17 protein-coding genes are annotated in these 19,971 nt (G+C 60.3%); 15 read left to right on the top strand and 2 right to left on the bottom strand.

Annotated features, from left to right (window positions below; all coding sequences use genetic code 11):
- The first annotated feature begins 643 nt into the window (after positions 1–643).
- From lexA to FDQ92_RS05970, 5 genes are all read left to right on the top strand, one after another.
- Positions 644–1,261: a transcriptional repressor LexA gene (gene lexA, locus FDQ92_RS05990; protein ID WP_137423741.1), complete on the top strand. Its 618-nt coding sequence runs from the start codon at positions 644–646 to the stop codon at positions 1,259–1,261.
- A gap of 101 nt (positions 1,262–1,362) precedes the next feature.
- On the top strand, positions 1,363–2,661 hold the full coding sequence (locus FDQ92_RS05985; protein ID WP_246041910.1) for a DNA polymerase Y family protein: 1,299 nt from the start codon (positions 1,363–1,365) through the stop codon (positions 2,659–2,661).
- 5 nt (positions 2,662–2,666) lie between these two features.
- Positions 2,667–5,711, top strand: a complete 3,045-nt coding sequence (locus FDQ92_RS05980) for a DNA polymerase III subunit alpha (protein WP_137423739.1) — start codon at positions 2,667–2,669, stop codon at positions 5,709–5,711.
- 810 nt (positions 5,712–6,521) lie between these two features.
- Positions 6,522–7,709, top strand: coding sequence for a signal recognition particle-docking protein FtsY (gene ftsY / locus FDQ92_RS05975; protein ID WP_137423738.1), 1,188 nt, complete (start codon positions 6,522–6,524; stop codon positions 7,707–7,709).
- Between the two features lie 20 nt (positions 7,710–7,729).
- Positions 7,730–8,908, top strand: coding sequence for a CaiB/BaiF CoA transferase family protein (locus FDQ92_RS05970; protein ID WP_137423737.1), 1,179 nt, complete (start codon positions 7,730–7,732; stop codon positions 8,906–8,908).
- 97 nt (positions 8,909–9,005) lie between these two features.
- On the opposite strand, the gene FDQ92_RS05965 is transcribed toward FDQ92_RS05970, so the two are convergent.
- A complete protein-coding gene (locus tag FDQ92_RS05965; RefSeq protein WP_137423736.1) occupies positions 9,006–9,248 on the bottom strand; it encodes an FmdB family zinc ribbon protein in 243 nt (80 codons plus the stop codon).
- 161 nt (positions 9,249–9,409) lie between these two features.
- On the opposite strand from FDQ92_RS05965, the gene FDQ92_RS05960 reads away from it, so the two are divergent.
- Positions 9,410–10,327: a hypothetical protein gene (locus tag FDQ92_RS05960; RefSeq protein WP_137423735.1), complete on the top strand. Its 918-nt coding sequence runs from the start codon at positions 9,410–9,412 to the stop codon at positions 10,325–10,327.
- 33 nt (positions 10,328–10,360) lie between these two features.
- Here FDQ92_RS05960 and FDQ92_RS05955 read toward each other — a convergent pair whose 3' ends face one another.
- Entirely contained in the window at positions 10,361–11,218 is an 858-nt protein-coding gene (locus FDQ92_RS05955) for a DUF3786 domain-containing protein (protein ID WP_170180217.1), read from the bottom strand.
- Between the two features lie 192 nt (positions 11,219–11,410).
- On the opposite strand from FDQ92_RS05955, the gene FDQ92_RS05950 reads away from it, so the two are divergent.
- The 9 genes from FDQ92_RS05950 to FDQ92_RS05910 all read left to right on the top strand — a co-directional run bounded on the left by FDQ92_RS05950 (position 11,411) and on the right by FDQ92_RS05910 (position 19,864).
- Positions 11,411–11,860, top strand: a complete 450-nt coding sequence (locus tag FDQ92_RS05950) for an Hsp20/alpha crystallin family protein (protein WP_170180216.1) — start codon at positions 11,411–11,413, stop codon at positions 11,858–11,860.
- A 45-nt stretch (positions 11,861–11,905) separates the two neighbouring features.
- Positions 11,906–12,763 (top strand): zinc metalloprotease HtpX, encoded by an 858-nt coding sequence (gene htpX / locus FDQ92_RS05945; RefSeq protein ID WP_137423732.1) that lies wholly within the window; start codon positions 11,906–11,908, stop codon positions 12,761–12,763.
- 306 nt (positions 12,764–13,069) lie between these two features.
- Positions 13,070–14,359 (top strand): adenylosuccinate synthase, encoded by a 1,290-nt coding sequence (locus tag FDQ92_RS05940; protein WP_137423731.1) that lies wholly within the window; start codon positions 13,070–13,072, stop codon positions 14,357–14,359.
- Between the two features lie 810 nt (positions 14,360–15,169).
- The gene (locus FDQ92_RS05935) at positions 15,170–17,092 is read left to right on the top strand and encodes a GNAT family N-acetyltransferase (protein ID WP_137423730.1); all 1,923 of its coding nucleotides are present in this window, start codon (positions 15,170–15,172) and stop codon (positions 17,090–17,092) included.
- Positions 17,079–17,753, top strand: a complete 675-nt coding sequence (locus tag FDQ92_RS05930; protein WP_170180215.1) for a 5' nucleotidase, NT5C type — start codon at positions 17,079–17,081, stop codon at positions 17,751–17,753. Before FDQ92_RS05935 ends, FDQ92_RS05930 begins: the two co-directional genes overlap by 14 nt.
- Positions 17,750–18,469, top strand: coding sequence for a septum site-determining protein MinC (gene minC, locus FDQ92_RS05925; protein ID WP_170180214.1), 720 nt, complete (start codon positions 17,750–17,752; stop codon positions 18,467–18,469). Before FDQ92_RS05930 ends, minC begins: the two co-directional genes overlap by 4 nt.
- A gap of 48 nt (positions 18,470–18,517) precedes the next feature.
- Complete coding sequence (gene minD, locus FDQ92_RS05920; protein ID WP_137423727.1) at positions 18,518–19,312, top strand: septum site-determining protein MinD; 795 nt, start codon at positions 18,518–18,520, stop codon at positions 19,310–19,312.
- Between the two features lie 14 nt (positions 19,313–19,326).
- A complete protein-coding gene (gene minE, locus FDQ92_RS05915) occupies positions 19,327–19,599 on the top strand; it encodes a cell division topological specificity factor MinE (RefSeq protein ID WP_137423726.1) in 273 nt (90 codons plus the stop codon).
- 25 nt (positions 19,600–19,624) lie between these two features.
- Positions 19,625–19,864: a MoaD/ThiS family protein gene (locus FDQ92_RS05910; protein ID WP_137423725.1), complete on the top strand. Its 240-nt coding sequence runs from the start codon at positions 19,625–19,627 to the stop codon at positions 19,862–19,864.
- Positions 19,865–19,971 lie beyond the last annotated feature (107 nt).

Raw genomic sequence — 19,971 nt, 5'->3', positions numbered from 1 at the left:
AAGTGGCCAGTATGCAGCAGTCTTCAGTGGGTGAACATAAGCCATGATCTTTGCTACAGACTTGGTAGTCAAGTTAAAGTGATGAGCGTTCTGATTCCCTTCGTTCCCTAGCTCCGGTTTGGGAACGGGCTCATGGGAATCGAAGCTGGAGCTTCTGCACAGTTGTGTTCCCAAGCTGGAGCTTGGGAACAAGGTGGAAGCGCGGGTCGCCCCCCGCGCGGGGGCGCGGATTGAAACCAAGCAGCCGAAAGTGGCCTGCGTGCCCTCTTGACATACACCTTATAGACACCTATGCTTCACGTGAGTGTTGGGACGGTGCGGCCGGCGGGTCGTGGAGGTTCCATGGGGAACTCCAGTCGCCTTATCGTAGTGACAACCGAAAATTCCCCCGCCTCGATGGCTGAAAATTCCCCTACCCTGGTCAAGTTTTTGGCAAGGGTCTTGGGGCGAGACCGGTGTTGGGGGAGTGGGGAAACGGAAGGAGGCGACTGGAGTTTCCCCACTCCGCCGGCCCCGATCCCGACCCAGGATCAGGAGGAAAACAAAGACCCAGGGTGGGGGAGATTTCGATGATCACGGTGGGTGATTTGTAGGTGGTCACAACGACCCCTCCCCGCGGTCGGGAAGGAAAGGAAAGAACGGCATGGGACTGACTCCGGCTCAGGAAAGAGTCTACCGGTTCATTCGAAACTACGTGGAGTGCCACGGCTGCGCACCGTCTTACGAGGAGATCCGGACACACCTCGGCTTCAAGTCTCCGAACGCCGTGACCAAGCACATCCGGCAGTTGGAATCGCGGGGCTATGTGCGCCTGCCCGGCCGTTACCGGAAGCGCGCGCTTGAACTTGTCCCCTTGCAGGCGGGCGCGGAAACCGCCTCCATTCCCTTTCTGGGAGTGGTGGCGGCCGGAACACCCATCGAAGCCGTGGAAATTCCCGAATCCATCGACGTTCCGGAAAGCTTCCTCGGTAAGGGCGACAATTTCGCCCTTCGGGTTCGAGGCGATTCCATGATCGAAGAGGGCATCCGGGAAGGGGATATCCTCATCATCGCCCGCCGGCCTCACGCGGAAAACGGACAAACGGTGGTCGCCCTGGTCCAAGGCAATGCGACCGTGAAAAAATTCTACCGGAACGAAAACGAAGTGGAACTCCGGCCTGCGAACCGCCGGATGAATTCCTTGAGGGTTCCCGCCGACCAGGTGGAAATCGTCGGCACGGTGATCGGGCTTTTACGGGACTACCGGCGTCCGCCTTTGTAGTGATCCTGTGAGAATGCTCGCGCTGCGGCAGGCTTTCTTCAAGAATCGCTTCAGGTCTCCGGGAAAGAGTTTCCGGTGGAAGGAAACGGCAGTTGACGGCCATGGTTGAAGGGCTTCATTCCCGGCTCATCGTCCATCTGAGCGTTCCGGACTTTTGTGCCGCTGTGGAAGAACGGCGCCACCCGGAACTGCGGCGGCGCCCCTTCGTGCTTTCGCAGATTCGAGATCGGGCCGTGGTCCAGGGGGTCAACGCCGCGGCTCGAAAGGAAGGTGTCCGGGAAGGGATGCCCCTCGGGGCCGCCCGGAGGCTCTGCCGCCGCCTCACGGTGCTCCCCCCCGATCCGGGCCTTTACCGGGAGCGCCACAGGGGGCTTCTTGGAGAACTGGAGCGTTTTTCGCCGCTTGCCGAAGGACCTGCTCCTGGAAGCTACGTGGTGGACATCACGGGAACCCGTCGCCTGTGGGGGCCGGCGCCGGACGCCGCCTGCCGCATGGCGGCCGAGCTCGTTTCCAGGTCGGGTTTTTACGCGCGCGTCGGAATCGCAGCCAGCAAGCTGGTGAGCCAGGTAGCGGCTGAGGTCGTGCCTCCCGGGGATTTGAACTGCATCTTTCCCGGGGGCGAATCGGCGTTTCTTTCCCCGCTTCCCGTAAGCTGTCTTCCGGGAGTCGGTTCCAAGACGGCGGAGAAGCTCGCCGATCTCAACATCCGCCGCATCGCCCAGCTGGCCTCGCTTCCAGCGGAAAGCGTCTTCGGCGTTTTCGGGCGCCAGGGGCTTCGGCTTATCCAGTTGGCCCGAGGCGTGGATCCCTCCCCCGTGCTGCCTTCGCTTCGGATGCCTCGACTGCGGTTCGCCTGCATCCTCGACCGGGACGAAATCGACAGCCACCAGCTGGAAAGCCGTCTTTTTCGACTCACGGAAGAAGCCGGCTGGAACCTCCGCCGCTGGAATCGTTCCCCCGGAAGGCTCACCCTGGAAGTCCATTATGCCGACGGCGTTTCGGCCTCGGCCCGGTGTTCGCTCGCTTCCGTTCCGGCATCCCTGGATCGGAGGCTCTTTTTCGCGGCCCGTTCCGCCGTGGCAAAGGCCTTCCGGCGGCGGACGGCCGTCCGCCGGATCGTATTGGAGCTTTGCGATTTTTCCATGCCGGCTCGGCAGCTTTCGCTTTTTTCTTGGGAAGACGCTGCGCTGGACCGGGAAGAAAAACTTCAGAAGGCACTGGACGCTGTACGGAACCGCTTCGGCCGGGAGGCCATCGCCTGGGGCAAGGGATTGGGCGATCCACCGGCGGTCCAGGGAGCCGCGGGCGAGGGGTTTTCGAACCGGGGGGCGCCGCAGCGGAACCCGTCCGGGGCTTCGGGTGGTCCGGCGGCGCCCGGGAACGCCACCGCGGGGAGGTGAAACCCATGACGGCAGCTTTCGCCCATCTCCATGTTCATTCGCATTATTCGCTCCAATGGGGGGTGAGTTCCGTTCGTGACCTTTGCCGAACGGCTGCGGAAGCGGGATACTCCTTCCTGGCTCTTACGGACACCAACGGTCTTTACGGCGCGCTGCATTTCTTGGAAGCGGCCCGGGAGGAAGGGATATGCCCCATTGTGGGCGTTGATTTCCGAAACGGCGGTGAAACGGCGGTCGTTCTGGCCAAGACGGCAAAGGGCTTCGAAGTCCTTTCGGAAATGGTTTCTTGCCGCCACCTGGATCCCCGTTTTTCACTGTGCCGTCATGTTTCCGCCGTCCCGGACGACCTGGCCGTCCTGGCCCGCGATCCGGAACTGCTTCGCGCTCTGGTGCCGCGAGCCGATTGTTACGTGGAAGTGATTCCGGGGTGTTCCGAGCGGGAGGCGCTCCGGTCGGCCGGCGAACTGGGGGTGCCGCCGGTGGCCTCCAACGCCGTTTATTTCGCCCGGGTCGAAGATCACCCGCTTCACCGCCTGGTACGGGCCATCGGGCTCAACAAAACCTTGAGCACGCTGACAGCCGAAGAGGTGGTGGGTCCCGACCGGTGGCTGAAGCCGCCCCGGGACATGGCCGCCCGATTTTCACACTGCCCGGAAGCGCTGAGAAACGCCTGGCGGCTGGCCCGCCGGTGCCGAACGGACTGGGATCGGTTTGAACCCGTTTTTCCGTGTTACCCGTGCGGCGAAAGAAATTCGCTGGACATCCTTGTGGAACGGTGCCGCGAAGGCATCGGGCGCCGCTACGGAAAAAGCGATCCGGCCGTGGAGGCTCGGCTTTCGGAGGAATTGGAACTCATCGTCGCCAAGGGGTACGTGGACTATTTCCTCGTGGTGGCGGACATCGTGAAAGAGCGGCCGATCCATTGCGGACGGGGAAGTGCGGCGGCGAGCCTCGTGAGCTACCTGCTCGGGATCACACACGTGGATCCAATCCGCCACGGGCTGCTTTTCGGCCGGTTCCTCAATCCCGAACGGAAGGACCCGCCGGATATCGACGTGGATTTTCCGTGGGACGAGCGGGAAGACGTGCAGCAGAGTGTGCGGCGGCGCTACGGGGATGAGCGCACGGCGCGGGTGGCCAACCACGTGGGATTCGGCGCCCGGGCCGCCGTTCGCGAAACCGCCAAAGTCTACGGTGTTGCGGCTGCGGAAATCCGGGAAGTCACCCGGCGGTTGAGTTATTGGACCCACCCGTCGGGGATCGAAGATCGAACCCGGAACCATCCCCGGTTTCAGGGATTTCCGTTGGACCCGCCCTGGCCCGAAATCTTTCGGCTGGCGGCTCGGCTGGAATCCATCCCGCGGCACCTGGCCGTTCATTGCGGCGGCGTGGTGCTCACCCCCGACCGGGTGTCGCGCCACGCTCCGGTGCAGCGGAGCGCCGGGGGCGTCCCGATCATTCAATGGGAAAAGGACCAGGCGGAAAAAGCCGGCCTGGTTAAGATCGACCTGCTGGGCAATCGGTCGCTTGCGGTCATCCGGGATGCCCTGGCCGCCGTAGCTCGAAACACTGGAAAGACGATCGATTACGCGGCCTTGGATCCCGTGGAAGACCCGGCGACCCGCGATCTTCTGGCGCGGGGCGACACCATGGGCATCTTCTACGTGGAATCCCCGGCCATGCGGCAGCTGCAGCGGAAAACCGGTCGAGGCGACTTCGAACACCTGGTGATCCATTCGTCCATTATCCGGCCGGCTGCAAACCGCTACATCAACGAGTACGTACGCCGCCTTCGCGGCGAACCTCATGCCTACATCCACCCGGCGCTGGAACGGCTTCTTTCCGAGACCTACGGCATCCTGGTCTACCAGGAAGATGTGATCCAGGTGGCCATGGGACTCGCCGGCTTCAGCTGGGCGGAAGGCGACCGGCTGCGGAAGGTGATCAGCAAGAAGAGTTCGGAGGTCCTGGAAAAGTTCCGGCAACGGTTTTTTGAGGGTTGCGGCTGGCGAGGGGTTTCCCCGGAAGTCGCCGGAAGCGTCTGGGACATGTTTCTCTCGTTTGCCGGTTATTCCTTCTGTAAACCGCATTCGGCATCCTACGCGCTGGTGAGCTTCAAGGCGGCCTATCTCAAGGTGCATCATCCGGCGGAGTTCATGGCGGCGGTTTTGAGCAACGGCGGCGGCTACTACAGTACCTTCGCCTATATCTCCGAAGCACGGCGCATGGGCCTTGACGTTGTGGGGCCGGACGTGAACGGGAGCGACTGGAGTTACACGGGAAAAGATCGGACCGTCCGGGTGGGGCTGCAGCAGATCCGGGGCGTACGGCGGGAAACCCTGGAAAGGATCCTCGATGAGCGGGGGCGGAACGGCCCCTTCACGTCGCTTGCCGATTTTCAACGGCGCGTTCCCTGTCACCCATCGGACGTTGCCGGGCTGATCAAAAGCGGCACGCTCGATTCCCTGGCGGGAGGACTCAACCGGCCCCGGCTGCTGTGGGCGATGGCCACGGGGCTCCATCGACGGACTTCCCGTTCCGAGGGTCCTCCCGCCCAGATGCGGGCGCCTCTCCGCCCGCCCGGCGCTTCTCTCGAACCAGCCGCCCCTGCGCTTCCCGACTTCACCCTTCGGGAAAAATGGATCCAGGAACGGGACGCGCTGGGTTTCGTCCTTTCAGTCCATCCTCTGGCACTCTGGGATGGCGGTTGGCCGCACCCGGTGGTTCCCGCCGCGAAATTGGAGCATTTCGCGGGCCGGCGGGTCTGGGTGAAGGGGTGGCCCATTACGAGAAAAGAAGTTCTGACCCGGGACGGGGAGCCCATGGAGTTCGTTTCGTTCGAAGACGAGTCGGCCATTTACGAAACGATTTTCTTTCCCGGAGCCTTCCGGCGCTTCTGCCGGGATCTGGTCATGGAACGGGCCTACCGGCTTTACGGAGAAGTCGAAAGCGAGTTCGGAGCGGTCCACCTGAATGTTCAGCGGTTCCATGTTCCAGCCGGAGTTACGTCTTCACCTCAAACACCACGGCCCCTACGGGCGTTTCGTTGAGTCGGCGATTCCCGGAGCGGATCGTCTTTGGGTGAAGAGCGGGCATGAAAAGAGGGTCGTCGGGTTTGCGAAAACGAAATCCTTCAAGGCTCGGTTTTCAAGCCGTTACAGAGGCTCCGCGAATTGCTTTTTGAGGAGGGAGGCGTCTGTGCTATATTCAATGTTGCTCGAACATGCTTTTCAATGAAATCTTTCGCGCGGGGGGCATAAGCGCTAAGTTGTTTTTTCCTGTATCGACTGGAAAAGATGAACATCGAACATTGAACATCGAACATTGAACATCGAACATTGAACATTGAACATCGAACATCGAACATCGAACATCGAACATCGAACATCGAACATCGAACATCGAACATCGAATGGTGAATGGTGAATGGTGAATGGTGAATGGTGAATGGTGAATGGTGAATGGGAAATGAACATCGAAGGTAACCCTCTGAGGTAGATCTAGATGGCCTTGAAGCAGCAAGCGCATCAGCTCCGTTTCCCCTCGTTCCCAAGCTCTGGCTTGGGAACGGCCTCACCGAAGCTGGAGCTTCTGCACAGTTGTGTTCCCAAGCTGGAGCTTGGGAACAAGAAGCAACCCGGTTTTTTTTCATTCGATGTTCAACGTTCGATGTTCGATGTTCGACGTTCATCTTTAAAAACAACCCAACGGCATAAATGCAACCCGGTTTTTTTCATTCGATATTGAACGTTCAATGTTCGATGTTCGACGTTCATCTTTGAAAACAACCTAATGGCATAAATGCAACCCATGAATGTTGACAAAATAACTTAGTGCTTATGGGGGGATCCAAGGGTTCCATGATCACGTGGTTCAAGCGAAAACGCCGAGCCGAAATGGACGAGGCCTGTTCGGAGTCGGACGGCCGGGCGGCCGGCGAAGACGCAGTCTTGCCGGAAACGGCTGCCGCGCCTGGAGAGTACGACCCCGGTGCAGCGAAGGATGCCGGAGTACTTCCAAGAGGTTCCGGTTCTCGATCGGACGCTTTTCCAGACGTGGTTCCGGATGACGGCGACCCTGAGAAAGAGGTTCCTGTCGCGGAAGAGGGCGCGGGCGAACGGGGGGAACTTCTAAGAAGGGGGCATTTTTTCCCGAAGCTCCGAGAGCGGCTGCAGAAGACCCGCGAGCGGCTCGCCGACCGCGTGGATCGATTGGTACTTGGGAAAAAACACATCGATGACGAGCTGCTGGAGGAACTGGAGGAGATCCTCATAACGTCGGATTTGGGGGTATCGGCGACCCGGTTCCTCCTGGAACAGGTTTCCGAGCGCGTTCGGCGCAATGAATTGAAAGACCCGGCGAGGCTGCAGGAAGAACTTCGAAGTGCCGTCGCCCGCCTGCTCCAGGTACCGGCTCCCCCTTGGGACCCGGCGGCGGCGCGTCCTTTCGTTATCTTGGTGGTCGGGGTGAACGGTGTCGGAAAGACGACCACGATCGGCAAGCTGGCGCATCGATTGAAAGGCGATGGGTTTCAGCCCTTGCTGGTGGCGGGGGATACCTTCCGCGCCGCCGCCATCGAACAGCTGGTGCTCTGGGGAGAAAGGATCGGGGCTCCTGTGGTGCGCCAGAAGCATGGTGCCGATCCCTCGGCGGTGGCCTTCGATGCGCTGGAAGCGGCAACATCCCGTGACGTCGACGTGGTGATTCTCGATACCGCCGGCCGCATGCACACCAAGGTGAACCTCATGGAAGAAATCAAGAAGGTTCACCGAGTGATCCAAAAGAAGATGCCAGGCGCTCCCCATGAAATCCTTCTTGTCCTCGACGCGACCACCGGCCAGAATGCCCTTTCGCAGGCGCGGCTCTTTAAGGACACCGTGGGCGTCACTGGTCTGGTGCTCACCAAGCTGGACGGTACGGCCAAAGGAGGGGTGATCGTTCCGGTCTGCCACGAACTGCAGCTTCCCGTCCGTTTTATCGGGGTCGGCGAAAAAGTGGAAGACCTCCGACCCTTCGACCCTGGGGAATTTGCCCGGGCCATTGTGTGATCACGTACAAGGAGGGATCTATGTCCGGACCACTTGCAGGATTTCGCGTACTCGATCTTTCGCGGCTGCTCCCCGGCCCGTTTTGCTCCATGCTCATGGCGGATCTCGGCGCCGACGTCATCAAGGTTGAAGATCCGAAGGTGGGCGACTACATCCGCTGGTGGCCGCCGCTCCTGGGGAAAAACAGCGGTTTTCACACGGTTCTCAACCGTAACAAGCGCTCGGTGACGATCGACCTGAAGTGCGAAGAAGGCCGGGCTGTTTTCGAGGCGATGGTAAAGCGCGCCGACGTGGTGCTGGAAGGGTTCCGGCCGGGGGTGATGGAACGGTTGGGTCTGGGTTACGCGGCGTTGAGGGTCCTGAACCCAAGGATCGTTTACTGCTCCATTTCCGGGTACGGTCAGGACGGCGAACGGGCTTTGCGTGCGGGCCACGACATCAATTACCTGGCGCTTGCCGGCGTGCTGTCCTATAGCGGGCGGGATGGCAAGCTCGTTGTTCCCAACGTGCAGATCGGCGACCTGGGCGGCGGGGCCCTCATGGCCGCCTTCAGTATTACGGCCGCGTTGCTGGCCCGGGAACGCCTGGGCGAAGGCCAGTACATCGATATTTCAATGACCGATGGCGCCGTCGCCTGGAACTGCCTGCGCTGGGGAAAATTCCTGGCCGACGGCGTCGTGCCCCGCTCCGCCGACGACATGCTCAACCACGGTTACGCCTGCTACAACTTGTACGAAACGAAAGACGGCCGGTGGATGTCGCTGGGTGCCCTGGAACCTCAGTTCTGGAAGGCTTTCTGCCGGTCGGTGGGTCGAGACGACTGGGAGCAGGCGGAGTATTTCAAACCAGGCCCGCACCAGAAACGTCTTGAAAAAGAGGTGGCGGAGGTCTTCGCCGCCAAAACCCAGGCGGAATGGGTGGAACACTTCCGGGAAGTGGACTGCTGTTGTGAACCGGTTTTGAACCTGGACGAGGTGATGGCGGACCGGGCCGTTCGGGCCCGCGGCATGGTGGTGGAGCTCATCCACGAAGGCTTCGGGGCCTACCGGCAACTGGGCATCGCTCCCAAGTTTTCCGCAACGCCGGGAAGCCTTCGGACGCCCGCCCCGGAACTGGGGGAGCACACCGAAAGCCTGCTCTTGGAACACGGTTATTCTGAAGGTGAAATCCAGCGCCTTCGAGAAGCGGGCGTGGTTTGACGGCGTTCGAAAGGGCCGTCGGCCGGCGCACGTTGAGACGCCGAACCGGTTTCGGGCCTGCGGTCCGGGGTTACCCGGTTGCGGCGTCTTTCGGGCGTCACCGGGTGTAGCCGGGAAGATCGATGGTGGCGCAGCTGCTTTCAGGTCCGCAGGTCCTGGTGGTGACCCTGGGGGATTCGCCCCCGGAAGAACCCATGGTGTAGCTCACGCGGCTGAGCACGCGGACCAGGTCCTCGCCTCCACAGGCCTTACATGCCATCTTCACTTCGCTTTTCGAATTCGAAACAAGCACTTCCTGGATTTCGCCGCACCGGACGCACCGAAACTCGTAAATGGGCATGTTCGATCCTCGTTTGTCCATTGAGTTGTTTGAAGGGAATCCTTATCCGATCGGAGGTTCCCGGCCTTCATATCAAAATGCCGATGTTGAGTCAATTCGACTGATATCCGCTTCAGGCCGATCGACCCAAATCGGGGCCGTGATCCCCGGGAATCGGGGCCGTGATGGATGTGAGTGAAAGGCAGAACCGCCCGAGCTCCGGCGGAGATGAACGGACGCTTTGTGCGCCCGACGGCGAGCCGCGCTGTTTCGGCTGCTGTCCGCCGATCCGGCCGGCGGGATACGATCCGTTGGATTGGGCGGGGAGTCTTCGGCGGGAATTGAGCGACCATCGTTCCCGTTTCCTGGCTGGTCCGACCGCCTGGGGGCGGCCCGTGGTGGGCTTCACCTGTTGGGCTTTGGGCTTCCTGGACCGGAAGGGCCGGCGGGCCGGCTGCCTGCTTCATCCCGCCCAAAACCGCGGTACCGATCTGCGCTACCTCACGGGCTATCAGGCCAAGTGCGCTCGGGAAAAATGTCTGGCCGCCGGGGTCTTCGAGGTGCTTCCTCCAGAGGGCCAAGAGTTCTGGCTGCCGGTGGCGGCTGGGTTGAGCCCTCTCTATTATTCCAGCCGGAGAGCCAACCCGTTGTTTCACCTGCTATTGTGGGGCTGCCGCGTATTGGAAGACTTTCGGTTCCGGGCCGGGAGTCTGGGCTGGACCGTGACGGAACTTCTCTGGCATGTCCCCGAACTTCTGGACTCCTCATGGAATCCCCGCGCCGATCGCTATCTCTTGGGGCAAGTGATGGCAGCGCGCGCCTGTTCCACTCAAAGCCAATGGATGAAGTGGATCTTCGTCGCGGCGGAAGAGTTGAGGCTTCGCGCGGTGGAGCGCTTCGTCCGGCCGGGCCGTCCGTCTCACGGTTCGCCTTGCGGACAGACCTCAGGGGGGCGGCCTTTTGTTCATCGGCTTCCCATTGAAGCGGAACTGGCCGACTTTCTTCGCCTGCGCTTTGGATGGTACCGCGCTTCTCTTGAAGAAGTCCGGAAGGTCCAAGACAGCCTTGAAAATTGGTTGAACGGGTTCGGCGCTTCCTGACCTGCGCCATGTCGGTTCACCGGCCCATGTTGCTCATGGTGCTTTCTTCAAACAGTCCAGCAACCGGTCGGTCAGCTGTTCGCAGGCGAAGAGGAGAGACTCCAGGTCGAGGACCTTGAGGACGGAGGCATCGAAGAGGAATTTCACTCGAGGAGGGAAGCCTTCTTCCGTATCTTCGTCCCACCACAACACCCGGAAGGACAGCTTGGGAAGAATCTGGAACTGAGCTCCGAAATCCACGCCCTGCTCTGAAATTTCCAGGGCCGGCCCGACACAGCGGGTGGTCTCCGGCAGCAGCTCGAGTCTTCCGGCGAAGGCCCGGGCGAGCGGTGCTTCGCAATGAGCGTTGAGACTCTTGATTTTGGAAATGGAGTTGGGAAGGCTTTCCATTCCGACCCAGCGCCCTGCCGGTTCTGCGGCGCCTCCGATGACGTAATTGTAGAGAAGAATTTTTTCCCAGGGGTTTAGGGGTTCGCCTGAGAAGCCGGTCACGTCTTCGGCGCTCAGAATGACCGGTCGGCCGAAATAGGAAAACCGCAGCGCCGCTTCTCCCGGCTCGTCGACCAAAACCGCACCCAGGCTCCCAGCGATCCCGGGAAAATCCCATTTTCGGACTTCGGAGCGGAGGAATTCGAGAGCCTTGTCGAAGCCTTCCCGCTTGACCCCGATACCATCGGCGTGTTGATCTTCCAGCCGGGCCCGGAAGGCTTCCTTCTGCTCGGGGTCCAGGTAGGGGCAGGCATCCATGTCGGAATGTCCGACGATCACTTGGGTGGCATAGGCCAGGCATGTCGGATGGCCGCATTCGCCGCAGTTGGTTTTGGGGGTCAGCTGGTAGAGCTGGATGGGTGTCAGCCGGTTGGCCAGTTTCTTACGTCGTTCGTCGTCCATGAAATCCCCTTTGCTGTGATACCCTCCCATACGGCTGGGGTTTGATAACGATGGTAGGAATCCTGCCGCGCCCTGTCAATGCAGCGGGTTTTCGGGGCGTCCGGATTCCCTTGACAGACCTGAAGCCCTTGCTTAACCTTACTTTCGCTGGACCAACTACTTGTTATTCAACCGAATATGGAAAGGACAGGCGTGGTGAAAGCGAGTCGGCAGGGGATCATGGACGAATTGCTTCAGATGAAGCAAAGGATGGACACCTTGTATTCAGAAAGTGTCAAGTCGGTTCGCCATGCGTCCGCCGAAGCTCCCGAGGCGCTTTGGGTGCCCCCGACGGATGTTTGGGAAACCGAAGAGGAATGGACGGCGGTATTGGATCTCCCCGGAGTGGATCAAACTGATCTGAAAGTGCAGATCAAAGGCGAGGTGCTCACCGTAAGCGGGAGGCGGAACAGCCGGCGGAGACCTTTCGAGGCGAAGGCGATTCAGAACGAACGGCCTCAGGGGTTTTTCAAGACAAGACTGATGGTTCCAGCGGATGCCGCCTCCGACAAGGTGGATGCGGAACTGTGCCAGGGAATTCTCACGGTAAGAATTCCCAAGATATCGCAAAATCATAAGAAAATCACAGTCGGATCGGCCTAGGCGCGACGCGGCGCCCGGGGCGATTGGGCAGGAGGACAAGAAACGATGGGCAATCGGTTGAGAACCACCTTCTTGCTGGCGTTGCTGACCGTCCTGATCGTCTGGATCGGGCGGGCGCTGGGCGGCCCTCATGGAATGGTGATCGCATTTGTCTTGGCGGCCGTCATGAATTTGGGGAGCTACTGGTTTTCCGACAAGATCGTGCTCGGGATGTACCGGGCTAAGCCTCTTGATGAAAGCGACGCTCCGGAACTGTACCAGATAGTGAGGGAACTCTCGATGAACGCGGGACTTCCCATGCCCAGGTTGTTCGTCATCCCCAGCGAAACGCCCAACGCCTTCGCCACCGGCCGGAACCCGGAGAAGGCGGTAGTGGCGGTGACGGAAGGGTTGCTGCGCATCTTGAACCGTGAGGAGGTCCGCGGTGTGCTGGCCCACGAACTGGCTCACGTGAAAAACCGGGACATCCTGGTGGGTTCCATCGCGGCCACCTTGGCCGGCGTGGTGATGATGCTTGCCGACATGGTGCGCTGGGCGGCTATTTTCGGTGGTTTTCGGGGCGGAGACGACGAAGAGAGCGGCGGCGGGCTCATCGCCGGCCTGGTGATTTCCATCGTGGCTCCTATCGCGGCGATGCTGATCCAGATGGCTATTTCGCGTTCCCGGGAGTACTTGGCTGACGAAACGGGGGCCCGTTTTGCGGGAAATCCACAGGGCTTGGCTGCTGCACTGGAGAAGCTGGCCGCGGCCTCCCATCGGCTTCCCATGACGGAGGCAAAGCCGGCGACAGCGCACCTTTTCATCGTGAATCCGCTTTCGGGAAGAGCATTCGCCAATCTTTTCAGCACGCACCCGCCCATTGAAGAAAGGATTCGACGGCTGCGCTCTATGGCGGTCTATTGACGCCGCACGGTTCGCTGGGGTACCCACCCGAGCCGGTGGCTCCGGTTCGGGTGTTTTTTTTTTGCGCGTCGAAGCCAAGTCGGCGGTGTGCTGTGTCGATAGTTCGGAGTTTTCGCACTTCGCCAAGTGGAGCCGTCCGCAGTGCCCGCCGCGGGGCAAATCACCTTTGACAGATCCGCGCGATTTCATTAGAAGTGGTGATGTGCGGATTTTCACAGATTCGCCGCCCTGCTTGCCCGACCGGGAAAGGGGAGGCGGATCGTCACCTTTAGGCTGCAAGTTCAGAGCGTTGGAGTTCGTCATTTCATGGCCAGTATGATTGTTGTTGGAGTTCAGTGGGGCGACGAAGGCAAGGGGAAAGTGGTCGATCTCTTGACCGCTCACGTGGACTGCGTGGTGAGATTTCAAGGTGGCAATAATGCCGGACATACGCTCGTCGTGAACGGCAGGAAGATCATCATGCACCTCATCCCGTCGGGGATCCTCCATCAGGGCAAGACCTGTTTCATCGGAAACGGCGTGGTGGTGGACCCCGGGGTCCTCTTGGAAGAACTGGATCGGCTGGCCCGTTACGGGGCGCCTGTGACGCCGGAAAGGCTCATGGTGAGCCGTTACGCCCACGTGATCATGCCCTATCATCGGATGTTGGATCTCGCCCGGGAAGCGCGCAAGGGAAAAGGGAGGATCGGAACCACCGGTCGCGGCATCGGGCCGTGCTATGAAGACAAGGCCGCTCGTTCGGGCATCCGCATCCATCACCTACTCGACGAAAAGAGCCTTAAAGAACTGGTGGAAAGAAATCTGGAGGAAAAAAACTTCCTCTTGAAGCATTACTTCGGGATGGAGACGGTGGACGCGGAAGCGGTGCTGGACGAGTACGCGGCGTACGGGAAGAGTCTGGAGCCTTTCGTGGGGGATGTGGGGCTGCGGCTGCACGAGGCCATGGCTGCAGGTCGAAACGTGCTTTTTGAGGGCGCTCAGGGCACTCACTTGGACATCGACCACGGGACCTACCCGTTCGTCACCTCGTCCAACACGGTGGCGGGAAACGCCTGCTGCGGTGCGGGCGTGGGCCCCACGCGCATCGACAAGGTGCTGGGAATCCTCAAGGCCTACACCACCCGGGTGGGCGGAGGTCCGTTTCCAACGGAACTGGACGATTCTGTCGGGGAGTGCATCCGGAACCGGGGCGTGGAGTTCGGGTCCACCACCGGTCGACCCCGCCGGTGCGGCTGGCTCGACATGTGCGTGGTGAATCATTCCGTCCGGCTGAACGGACTGACCCGGCTGGCGGTGACCAAGCTGGACGTGCTCACGGGAATTCCCACCCTGAAGATCGCCGTCGCCTACCGGTGCGGTGGGGAGACCTTGACGAGTCTTCCCACCGAGGGGGACCGCCTCGCATGCTGTGAACCCATTTACGAAGAATTTCCGGGTTGGGAAGAAAACCTGCAGGGTATACGTCGGTTCGAAGATCTGCCTCAAAATACCCGAAACTACCTTCATGCCATTGAAACCATGTCGGGAATCCCGCTGGCCATCGTGTCCGTAGGGCCCGGGCGCGACGAGACGATCGTGCGGGAAGAGATCCTCTGACGGGCGTGGGTCCTGAAGGTCGGCTCCTTAGTACAGGTCCACAGAATAGAGTGTTCATTGTGAGATGTTAAAATTTCCTGGAAATTCCACCTTGTTCCCAAGTTCCACCATCCCCTTCCCCTTGTTCCCAAGCTCCAGCTTGGGAACACAACTGTGCAGAAGCTCCAGCTTCGGTTCCCATGAGGCCTTGACCCATGCGAACCCGCTACAAAATCCATGGTAGCGTAGAAAATAATAGACTTAATATTTGATGCCGAATTCTATTTCCCCTCCCCTTGTGGGAGGGGATTAAGGGGAGGGGAATGTAACTGATTGACATACGTTGATTTTCTCACCCTCACCCCAACCCTCTCCCATCAAGGGAGAGGGGGATTTTTTGACCTTCGTTATCCTTTTTTCCTAAGGTCTCCACTTTAGAACGCTACTAAATCCTTTACAGCGAGGCGAAGCCGGAGCTTCCCGGGCAGGTCGTTCCCAAGCCATAGCTTGGGAACGAGGGGAAACAACCTGGGAGCGCGGGCGTCTCGCCCGCAGTGAACGCCATGGAGCCTAAGAGTTGCGGGCGGGGACGCCCGCGCTCCCAGGGACGAACTCCTCGTGGCCGCTACCTTAGCTTGATGCCGTATGGGGGCGGGCCCCCACCGGCCGCCCGCGGCCTTTTCGCGCCCACGCCCGGGTTCCGACTTGACTCTGAAGACCGACCCATCCATTATGAAATCGGTGTTTCCAGAGGAAAAGATCCGCAAAAGATCGGTTCCCGGCAGCCAAGACCGGCTGTGCTACGAAATGTCATGTGAAAGGCGCGGCTCCATGTATCTTGGAAAAGGCTGGCAGCCCCTTTACCGACGCAGGTTGGCGAGTGCCGAGGGAATCCTCGACGAGCTGCTTGCCGACGGCCGGCGCATCTGGATTGGGCCTGCGATGGGTGAACCCCGCCATCTCACGAGGACCCTCACGGGTTGCTTGACCCGCTATCGAGACCTGGAGCTGATCCAGAGCCTTTCCATGGGGGAACTTCCGGAAGACTGGGGTGATCTGTATCAGCACTGCCGGCTGCGAACGTTTTTTGTGGGCCCGAGAAGTCGCAGGGCGGTCAACAGCGGGCTGGCCGATTACATCCCCATCTACTTTTCCCAGGTGCCCAAGCTTCTCCGGCAAGAAGGTCCCCTGGGGATCGATATCTGCCTGGTACAGGTGTCGCCTCCCGACGAACACGGGTTCTGCTCGCTGGGCATTTCCGTGGAAATGACCAAGGCGGCGGCGGAGCAAGCCAGGATCGTGGTGGCGCAGGTGAACCCCGCCATGCCACGGACCCTCGGCGACAGCTTTCTTCACGTGAGCCAGATTGACCATTTCGTGGAGTATGAAGAACCGCTCATCGAGTTCACTTATGATGAGCGCAGCGCCATGGCCGAACGGATGGCCAGGTATGTTTCGAGCCTCGTGGAGGACGGGTCCACCATCCAGGTGGGGCTGGGGCGGATCACCAACGCCGTGCTCCGGAACCTCGAAGACAAGAAGGATCTGGGGGTTCATTCGGAAATGATCACGGATGCCCACCTTCACCTGATGCGAAAGGGTGTGATCACGGGAAATCGAAAGAACCTGCACCGGGGGAAAATCATCGCCAGCTTCTGCCTCGGATCCAGGGAACTCTACGATTTCGTCCACAACAACCCGGAAGTGGAGCTCTATCCCACCGAGTACGTGAACAACAGCAGCATCATCAGCCGGAACCACCAGATGGTGGCCATCAACTCAGCTCTCGAAATCGATCTCACCGGCCAGGTCTGCGCCGATTCCATCGGTCACCGGGTCTACAGCGGCATTGGCGGCTACGTGGATTTCATGCTGGGGGCGGCCTATTCCCAGGCGGGTAAGTCCATCATCGTGATGCCTTCGACGAGCCCCGATGGGCAAAAGTCACGAATCGTGAGCCATCTCACGGGCGGTGCGGGGGTGGTGAGTTCCCGGAGCGTGGTCCAGTTTGTAGTCACCGAGTTCGGCATCGCCAATCTGCACGGCAAGACCATCCGGGAACGGGCTCTGGCGCTTATCAACGTGGCGCACCCCAGGTTCCGCGAGCGGCTGCTCTTGGAAGCGAAAAAGCTCCGTTACGTCTATCAAGACCAGATTCTTCCGCCCATTTTCGAACCGCTTTACCCCGGCCAGTGGGAAACCTATCAGATCTTCCCCTCCCCAGAGGGAGACCAGCGGGTTTTCTTCCGGCCCATCAAGCCCACCGATGAACGGGCGCTCCAGGAGTTTTTTTACTCGCTGCCCGACCAGGACATCTACTATCGGTTCCTTTCGGCCATGCGCGTGTTTCCCCATCGCAACACCCAGGCCATGTGCAACATCGATTACGAACACGAAATGGCCATTGTGGGGACTGTCGGCGAGATCGGGTCGGAAAGGATCATCGCGTTGGGCCGTTACATCGTGGACCAGAAAAGCAACATGGCGGAAGTGGATTTCGCCGTGAGAACCGAATGGCAGCGGCGGGGCATCGGAACGTTTCTACTTCACTGCCTGTGCGAAATCGCCAAGAGCAAGGGGGTCAGCGGCTTTACGGCCTACGTGCTCGCCTCCAATCGGAAGATGCTGGCCGTTTTCCACAAGGTGGGTTACGTGGTACGTAGCGTATTGGAAGACGGTGTCTATGAAATCTCTTTCCGATTTGACGAACCGGCCGACGTGTGTTTCACCGAATCGAACGATGGAAAAACGTGAAGCGGAAAGCGGCGAGGCGCATCTGACCTTTCCCGCACGAAGAGAGAAGGCCTCAGCGGCCTTCGGTCATCATACCATTGACGTTCGCGAAGTGGCCTTCGATATCGACGGGGTGGTGGCGGACACCATGGCGCTTTTTGTCACCCTGGCCCGGGAACGCTTTCACCTGAACTTCCTCACGAAAGATCACCTCACCTGCTATGACCTGCACCTGTGCGTCCCTGCGGCACGGGACGTTGTGGACGAATTGATCTGCCTGACGCTGGACGACGAACACACGCCGCTTATTCCCGCCATGCCGGATGCCGTTGAGGTGCTTACGGAACTGGCGCGATGCGGACCGTTGCGGTTTGTCACGGCTCGGATCTGGCCGGAATCCATGGTCGCCTGGCTGGAGCGGAATCTGCCGGAGGTGCCGCGGGAGCGCATCCAGGTCATCGCCACGGGGGATCCCGACGCCAAGTTGGAAGTACTGCAACGGATGAACGTGAGGTATTTTCTGGAAGACCGTCTGGAAACGTGCCATATGCTGGCGAAAGACGGCATACAGCCCCTCCTTTTCGATCAGCCGTGGAACCGGCAGTGGAGCCCGTTTCCGCGGATCGTCGCATGGCGGCAGTTCCGGGATCTGATCGCACTCCCTCATGGAAGGGAACCATGATCACAGCCAGTGAAAAAGATGCCGTCTCCTTTCTGCAGATCAAGGCGGACCGCGACGGATTTCTCTTGATTCCCCATCCCGAGGCGCCGCTGCGGGACGTGGTCCAGGCGCTGAAACAGAAAATCGAGGATTCGCGGAGTTTCTTTCAGCGTTCCAAGATGATCCTGGATCTGGGAAAGCGGGCGTTTCGCATCGACGAAGTCCAGGTCATTCGGAAGGTGCTTCAGGTGACCGCCGACGTGGTGCTGGCGGAGGTGCGTTTGGGCGAAGACTTGGAGCCTGTGCTGAAGTGGGCGTCGGAAGCCGTGGGGGTTCCTGTTCGGGCGGGCGCCGGTCAGCGGCCTTCCGGCGAGCTTGCAGACCGGGAAATGGAAGAGAAGCCGGGTGGCGCGGTGATTGTGCGAAGTACCTGCCGGTCGGGAACGCGCATCGAATCGCCGGCGGATTGCGTGGTTTTGGGTGATGTGAATCCCGGGGCGGAGGTGCTGGCAGTGGGAGACATCGTGGTATTCGGGAGCCTGCGCGGGGTTGCTCATGCCGGCATGACCGGCGACCGCTCGGCACGGATCTGGGCGCTCAGCATCGAGCCGAACCAGCTTCGGATCGCGGACCTGGTGGCCTTGCCGCCGCGAAGCGGTTCCAGGGGCGGGTCTTCGCCGAAACGTTTTGAAGTCGCCGAAATCACGGCCGATCACATTGAAGTTGTTAGTGTGTGAGGCGTCTCGCACCTTCAGGCAAGACGGCACCGGCAAAAAGGATGAACTATGGCGGGAAAAACCTTGGTGGTGACTTCGGGCAAGGGCGGCGTCGGCAAGACCACGACCGTCGCCAATATCGGCACGGCGCTCGCCAAGAAGGGCTACAGCGTAGTCCTGATCGACGCTGACATCGGGCTTCGGAACCTGGACGTGGTGATGGGCCTCGAAAACCGCATCGTCTATAACCTTGTGGACGTCATCGAAGGAACGTGCCGCAAGGAGCAGGCCATGATCCGGGACCGGAAGCTCCCCAAGCTGAACATCATCCCGGCGGCTCAAACCCGGGAAAAGGACGCCGTCCACCCCGAACAGATGAAGACGTTATGCGCCGAGCTGGCGGGCGAATTCGACTACATCATCGTGGACTGTCCGGCCGGGATTGAAAGAGGCTTCAAGAACGCGGTGGCGGCGGCGGAAACGGCACTGGTGGTCACCACGCCCGAAGTATCCGCCATCCGGGACGCCGACCGGGTCATCGGGCTTCTGGAAGCGAACCTTTTGAAAGACATCCACCTCATCATCAACCGCTTGAACCCCAGAATGGTCAAAAAGGGCGACATGATGTCCACGGCCGACATTGTTTCGCTCCTGTCGGTCCCGCTTATCGGGGTGATTCCCGAAAGTGAAGAGGTAGTGGTGTCCACCAACCGAGGTGTGCCTCTGGTGCACGAGCGGTCGAGTCGGCCCGGGAGGGCTTTCCAAAAGATCGCCGCGCGGCTGAACGGAGAAAGCGTCCCCTTCGACGATGAAGATGAGGAGGACGGGTTGCTGAGCCGGATGGTGCGGTTCTTTCGGAGCTGACAAGGAGTGGAATCATGCTCAAGGCGATCCAGCGGTTTTTTACCGATAGAAGCAGCGCCAAGGTGGCCCGGGAACGGATGCAGGTGGTCCTCATGCACGACCGCATGGACCTCACCCCCGACATCATGGACAGTCTCAAGAACGACATTCTCGCGGTTCTGTCGCGTTACATGGAAATCGACCAAAACTCCATCCGCGTGGATCTGGAACAGGGCAAGGGGTACACGGCGCTCGTTTCCAACGTTCAGGTGAAGCGCGTCTACCGGCGGCGGGCCGCGAGCACCTGAACACCCAAGATGGAGCCGCGAAATCATGGCCGTGCATGTGCTGCTTGCCGCAACCCTTCGAAAGCATCTTCCCGGCTACGATCCCCTGACAGGCCGCCGGGTCGAGGTTCACCCCGGAACCACCGTCCGCGAACTGGCTTCCAGCTTGAACCTCCCGGAAGACGAGGTGAAGCTCGTTATGGTGAACGGCGTCATTGCCTCGCTGGATCAGGTGCTTCAAGGTGACGAACGGGTGGCCTTCTTTCCCCCCGTGGGCGGCGGCTGACCCTCTCTCGATTTCTCCACACATCGGCCCTCGCCGGCGGTACTTCCCTCGTCGGCGCCTTCGGTTTGCCGGGCACGTCCACCCGGCGGCTTTCCCACGGCACGAAC

The organism is Desulfoglaeba alkanexedens ALDC (genome assembly GCF_005377625.1).
GTDB lineage: Bacteria > Desulfobacterota > Syntrophobacteria > Syntrophobacterales > DSM-9756 > Desulfoglaeba > Desulfoglaeba alkanexedens.
The sequence above is the reverse complement of the archived record's forward strand: the minus strand, read 5'-3'. Positions and strand labels throughout refer to the sequence as shown.

Excerpts from the sequence above, each read along its gene's own strand:
- FDQ92_RS05955 (WP_170180217.1), bottom strand. The coding sequence starts at position 11,218 with ATGGACGACGAACGACGTAAGAAACTGGCCAACCGGCTGACACCCATC.
- minC (WP_170180214.1), top strand. The coding sequence starts at position 17,750 with ATGATCACAGCCAGTGAAAAAGATGCCGTCTCCTTTCTGCAGATCAAG.
- FDQ92_RS05910 (WP_137423725.1), top strand. The coding sequence starts at position 19,625 with ATGGCCGTGCATGTGCTGCTTGCCGCAACCCTTCGAAAGCATCTTCCC.
- FDQ92_RS05930 (WP_170180215.1), top strand. The coding sequence starts at position 17,079 with ATGGAAAAACGTGAAGCGGAAAGCGGCGAGGCGCATCTGACCTTTCCC.
- htpX (WP_137423732.1), top strand. The coding sequence starts at position 11,906 with ATGGGCAATCGGTTGAGAACCACCTTCTTGCTGGCGTTGCTGACCGTC.
- ftsY (WP_137423738.1), top strand. The coding sequence starts at position 6,522 with ATGATCACGTGGTTCAAGCGAAAACGCCGAGCCGAAATGGACGAGGCC.
- FDQ92_RS05935 (WP_137423730.1), top strand. The coding sequence starts at position 15,170 with ATGTATCTTGGAAAAGGCTGGCAGCCCCTTTACCGACGCAGGTTGGCG.
- FDQ92_RS05980 (WP_137423739.1), top strand. The coding sequence starts at position 2,667 with ATGACGGCAGCTTTCGCCCATCTCCATGTTCATTCGCATTATTCGCTC.
- minD (WP_137423727.1), top strand. The coding sequence starts at position 18,518 with ATGGCGGGAAAAACCTTGGTGGTGACTTCGGGCAAGGGCGGCGTCGGC.
- FDQ92_RS05970 (WP_137423737.1), top strand. The coding sequence starts at position 7,730 with ATGTCCGGACCACTTGCAGGATTTCGCGTACTCGATCTTTCGCGGCTG.
- FDQ92_RS05965 (WP_137423736.1), bottom strand. The coding sequence starts at position 9,248 with ATGCCCATTTACGAGTTTCGGTGCGTCCGGTGCGGCGAAATCCAGGAA.
- FDQ92_RS05940 (WP_137423731.1), top strand. The coding sequence starts at position 13,070 with ATGGCCAGTATGATTGTTGTTGGAGTTCAGTGGGGCGACGAAGGCAAG.
- minE (WP_137423726.1), top strand. The coding sequence starts at position 19,327 with ATGCTCAAGGCGATCCAGCGGTTTTTTACCGATAGAAGCAGCGCCAAG.
- FDQ92_RS05985 (WP_246041910.1), top strand. The coding sequence starts at position 1,363 with ATGGTTGAAGGGCTTCATTCCCGGCTCATCGTCCATCTGAGCGTTCCG.
- lexA (WP_137423741.1), top strand. The coding sequence starts at position 644 with ATGGGACTGACTCCGGCTCAGGAAAGAGTCTACCGGTTCATTCGAAAC.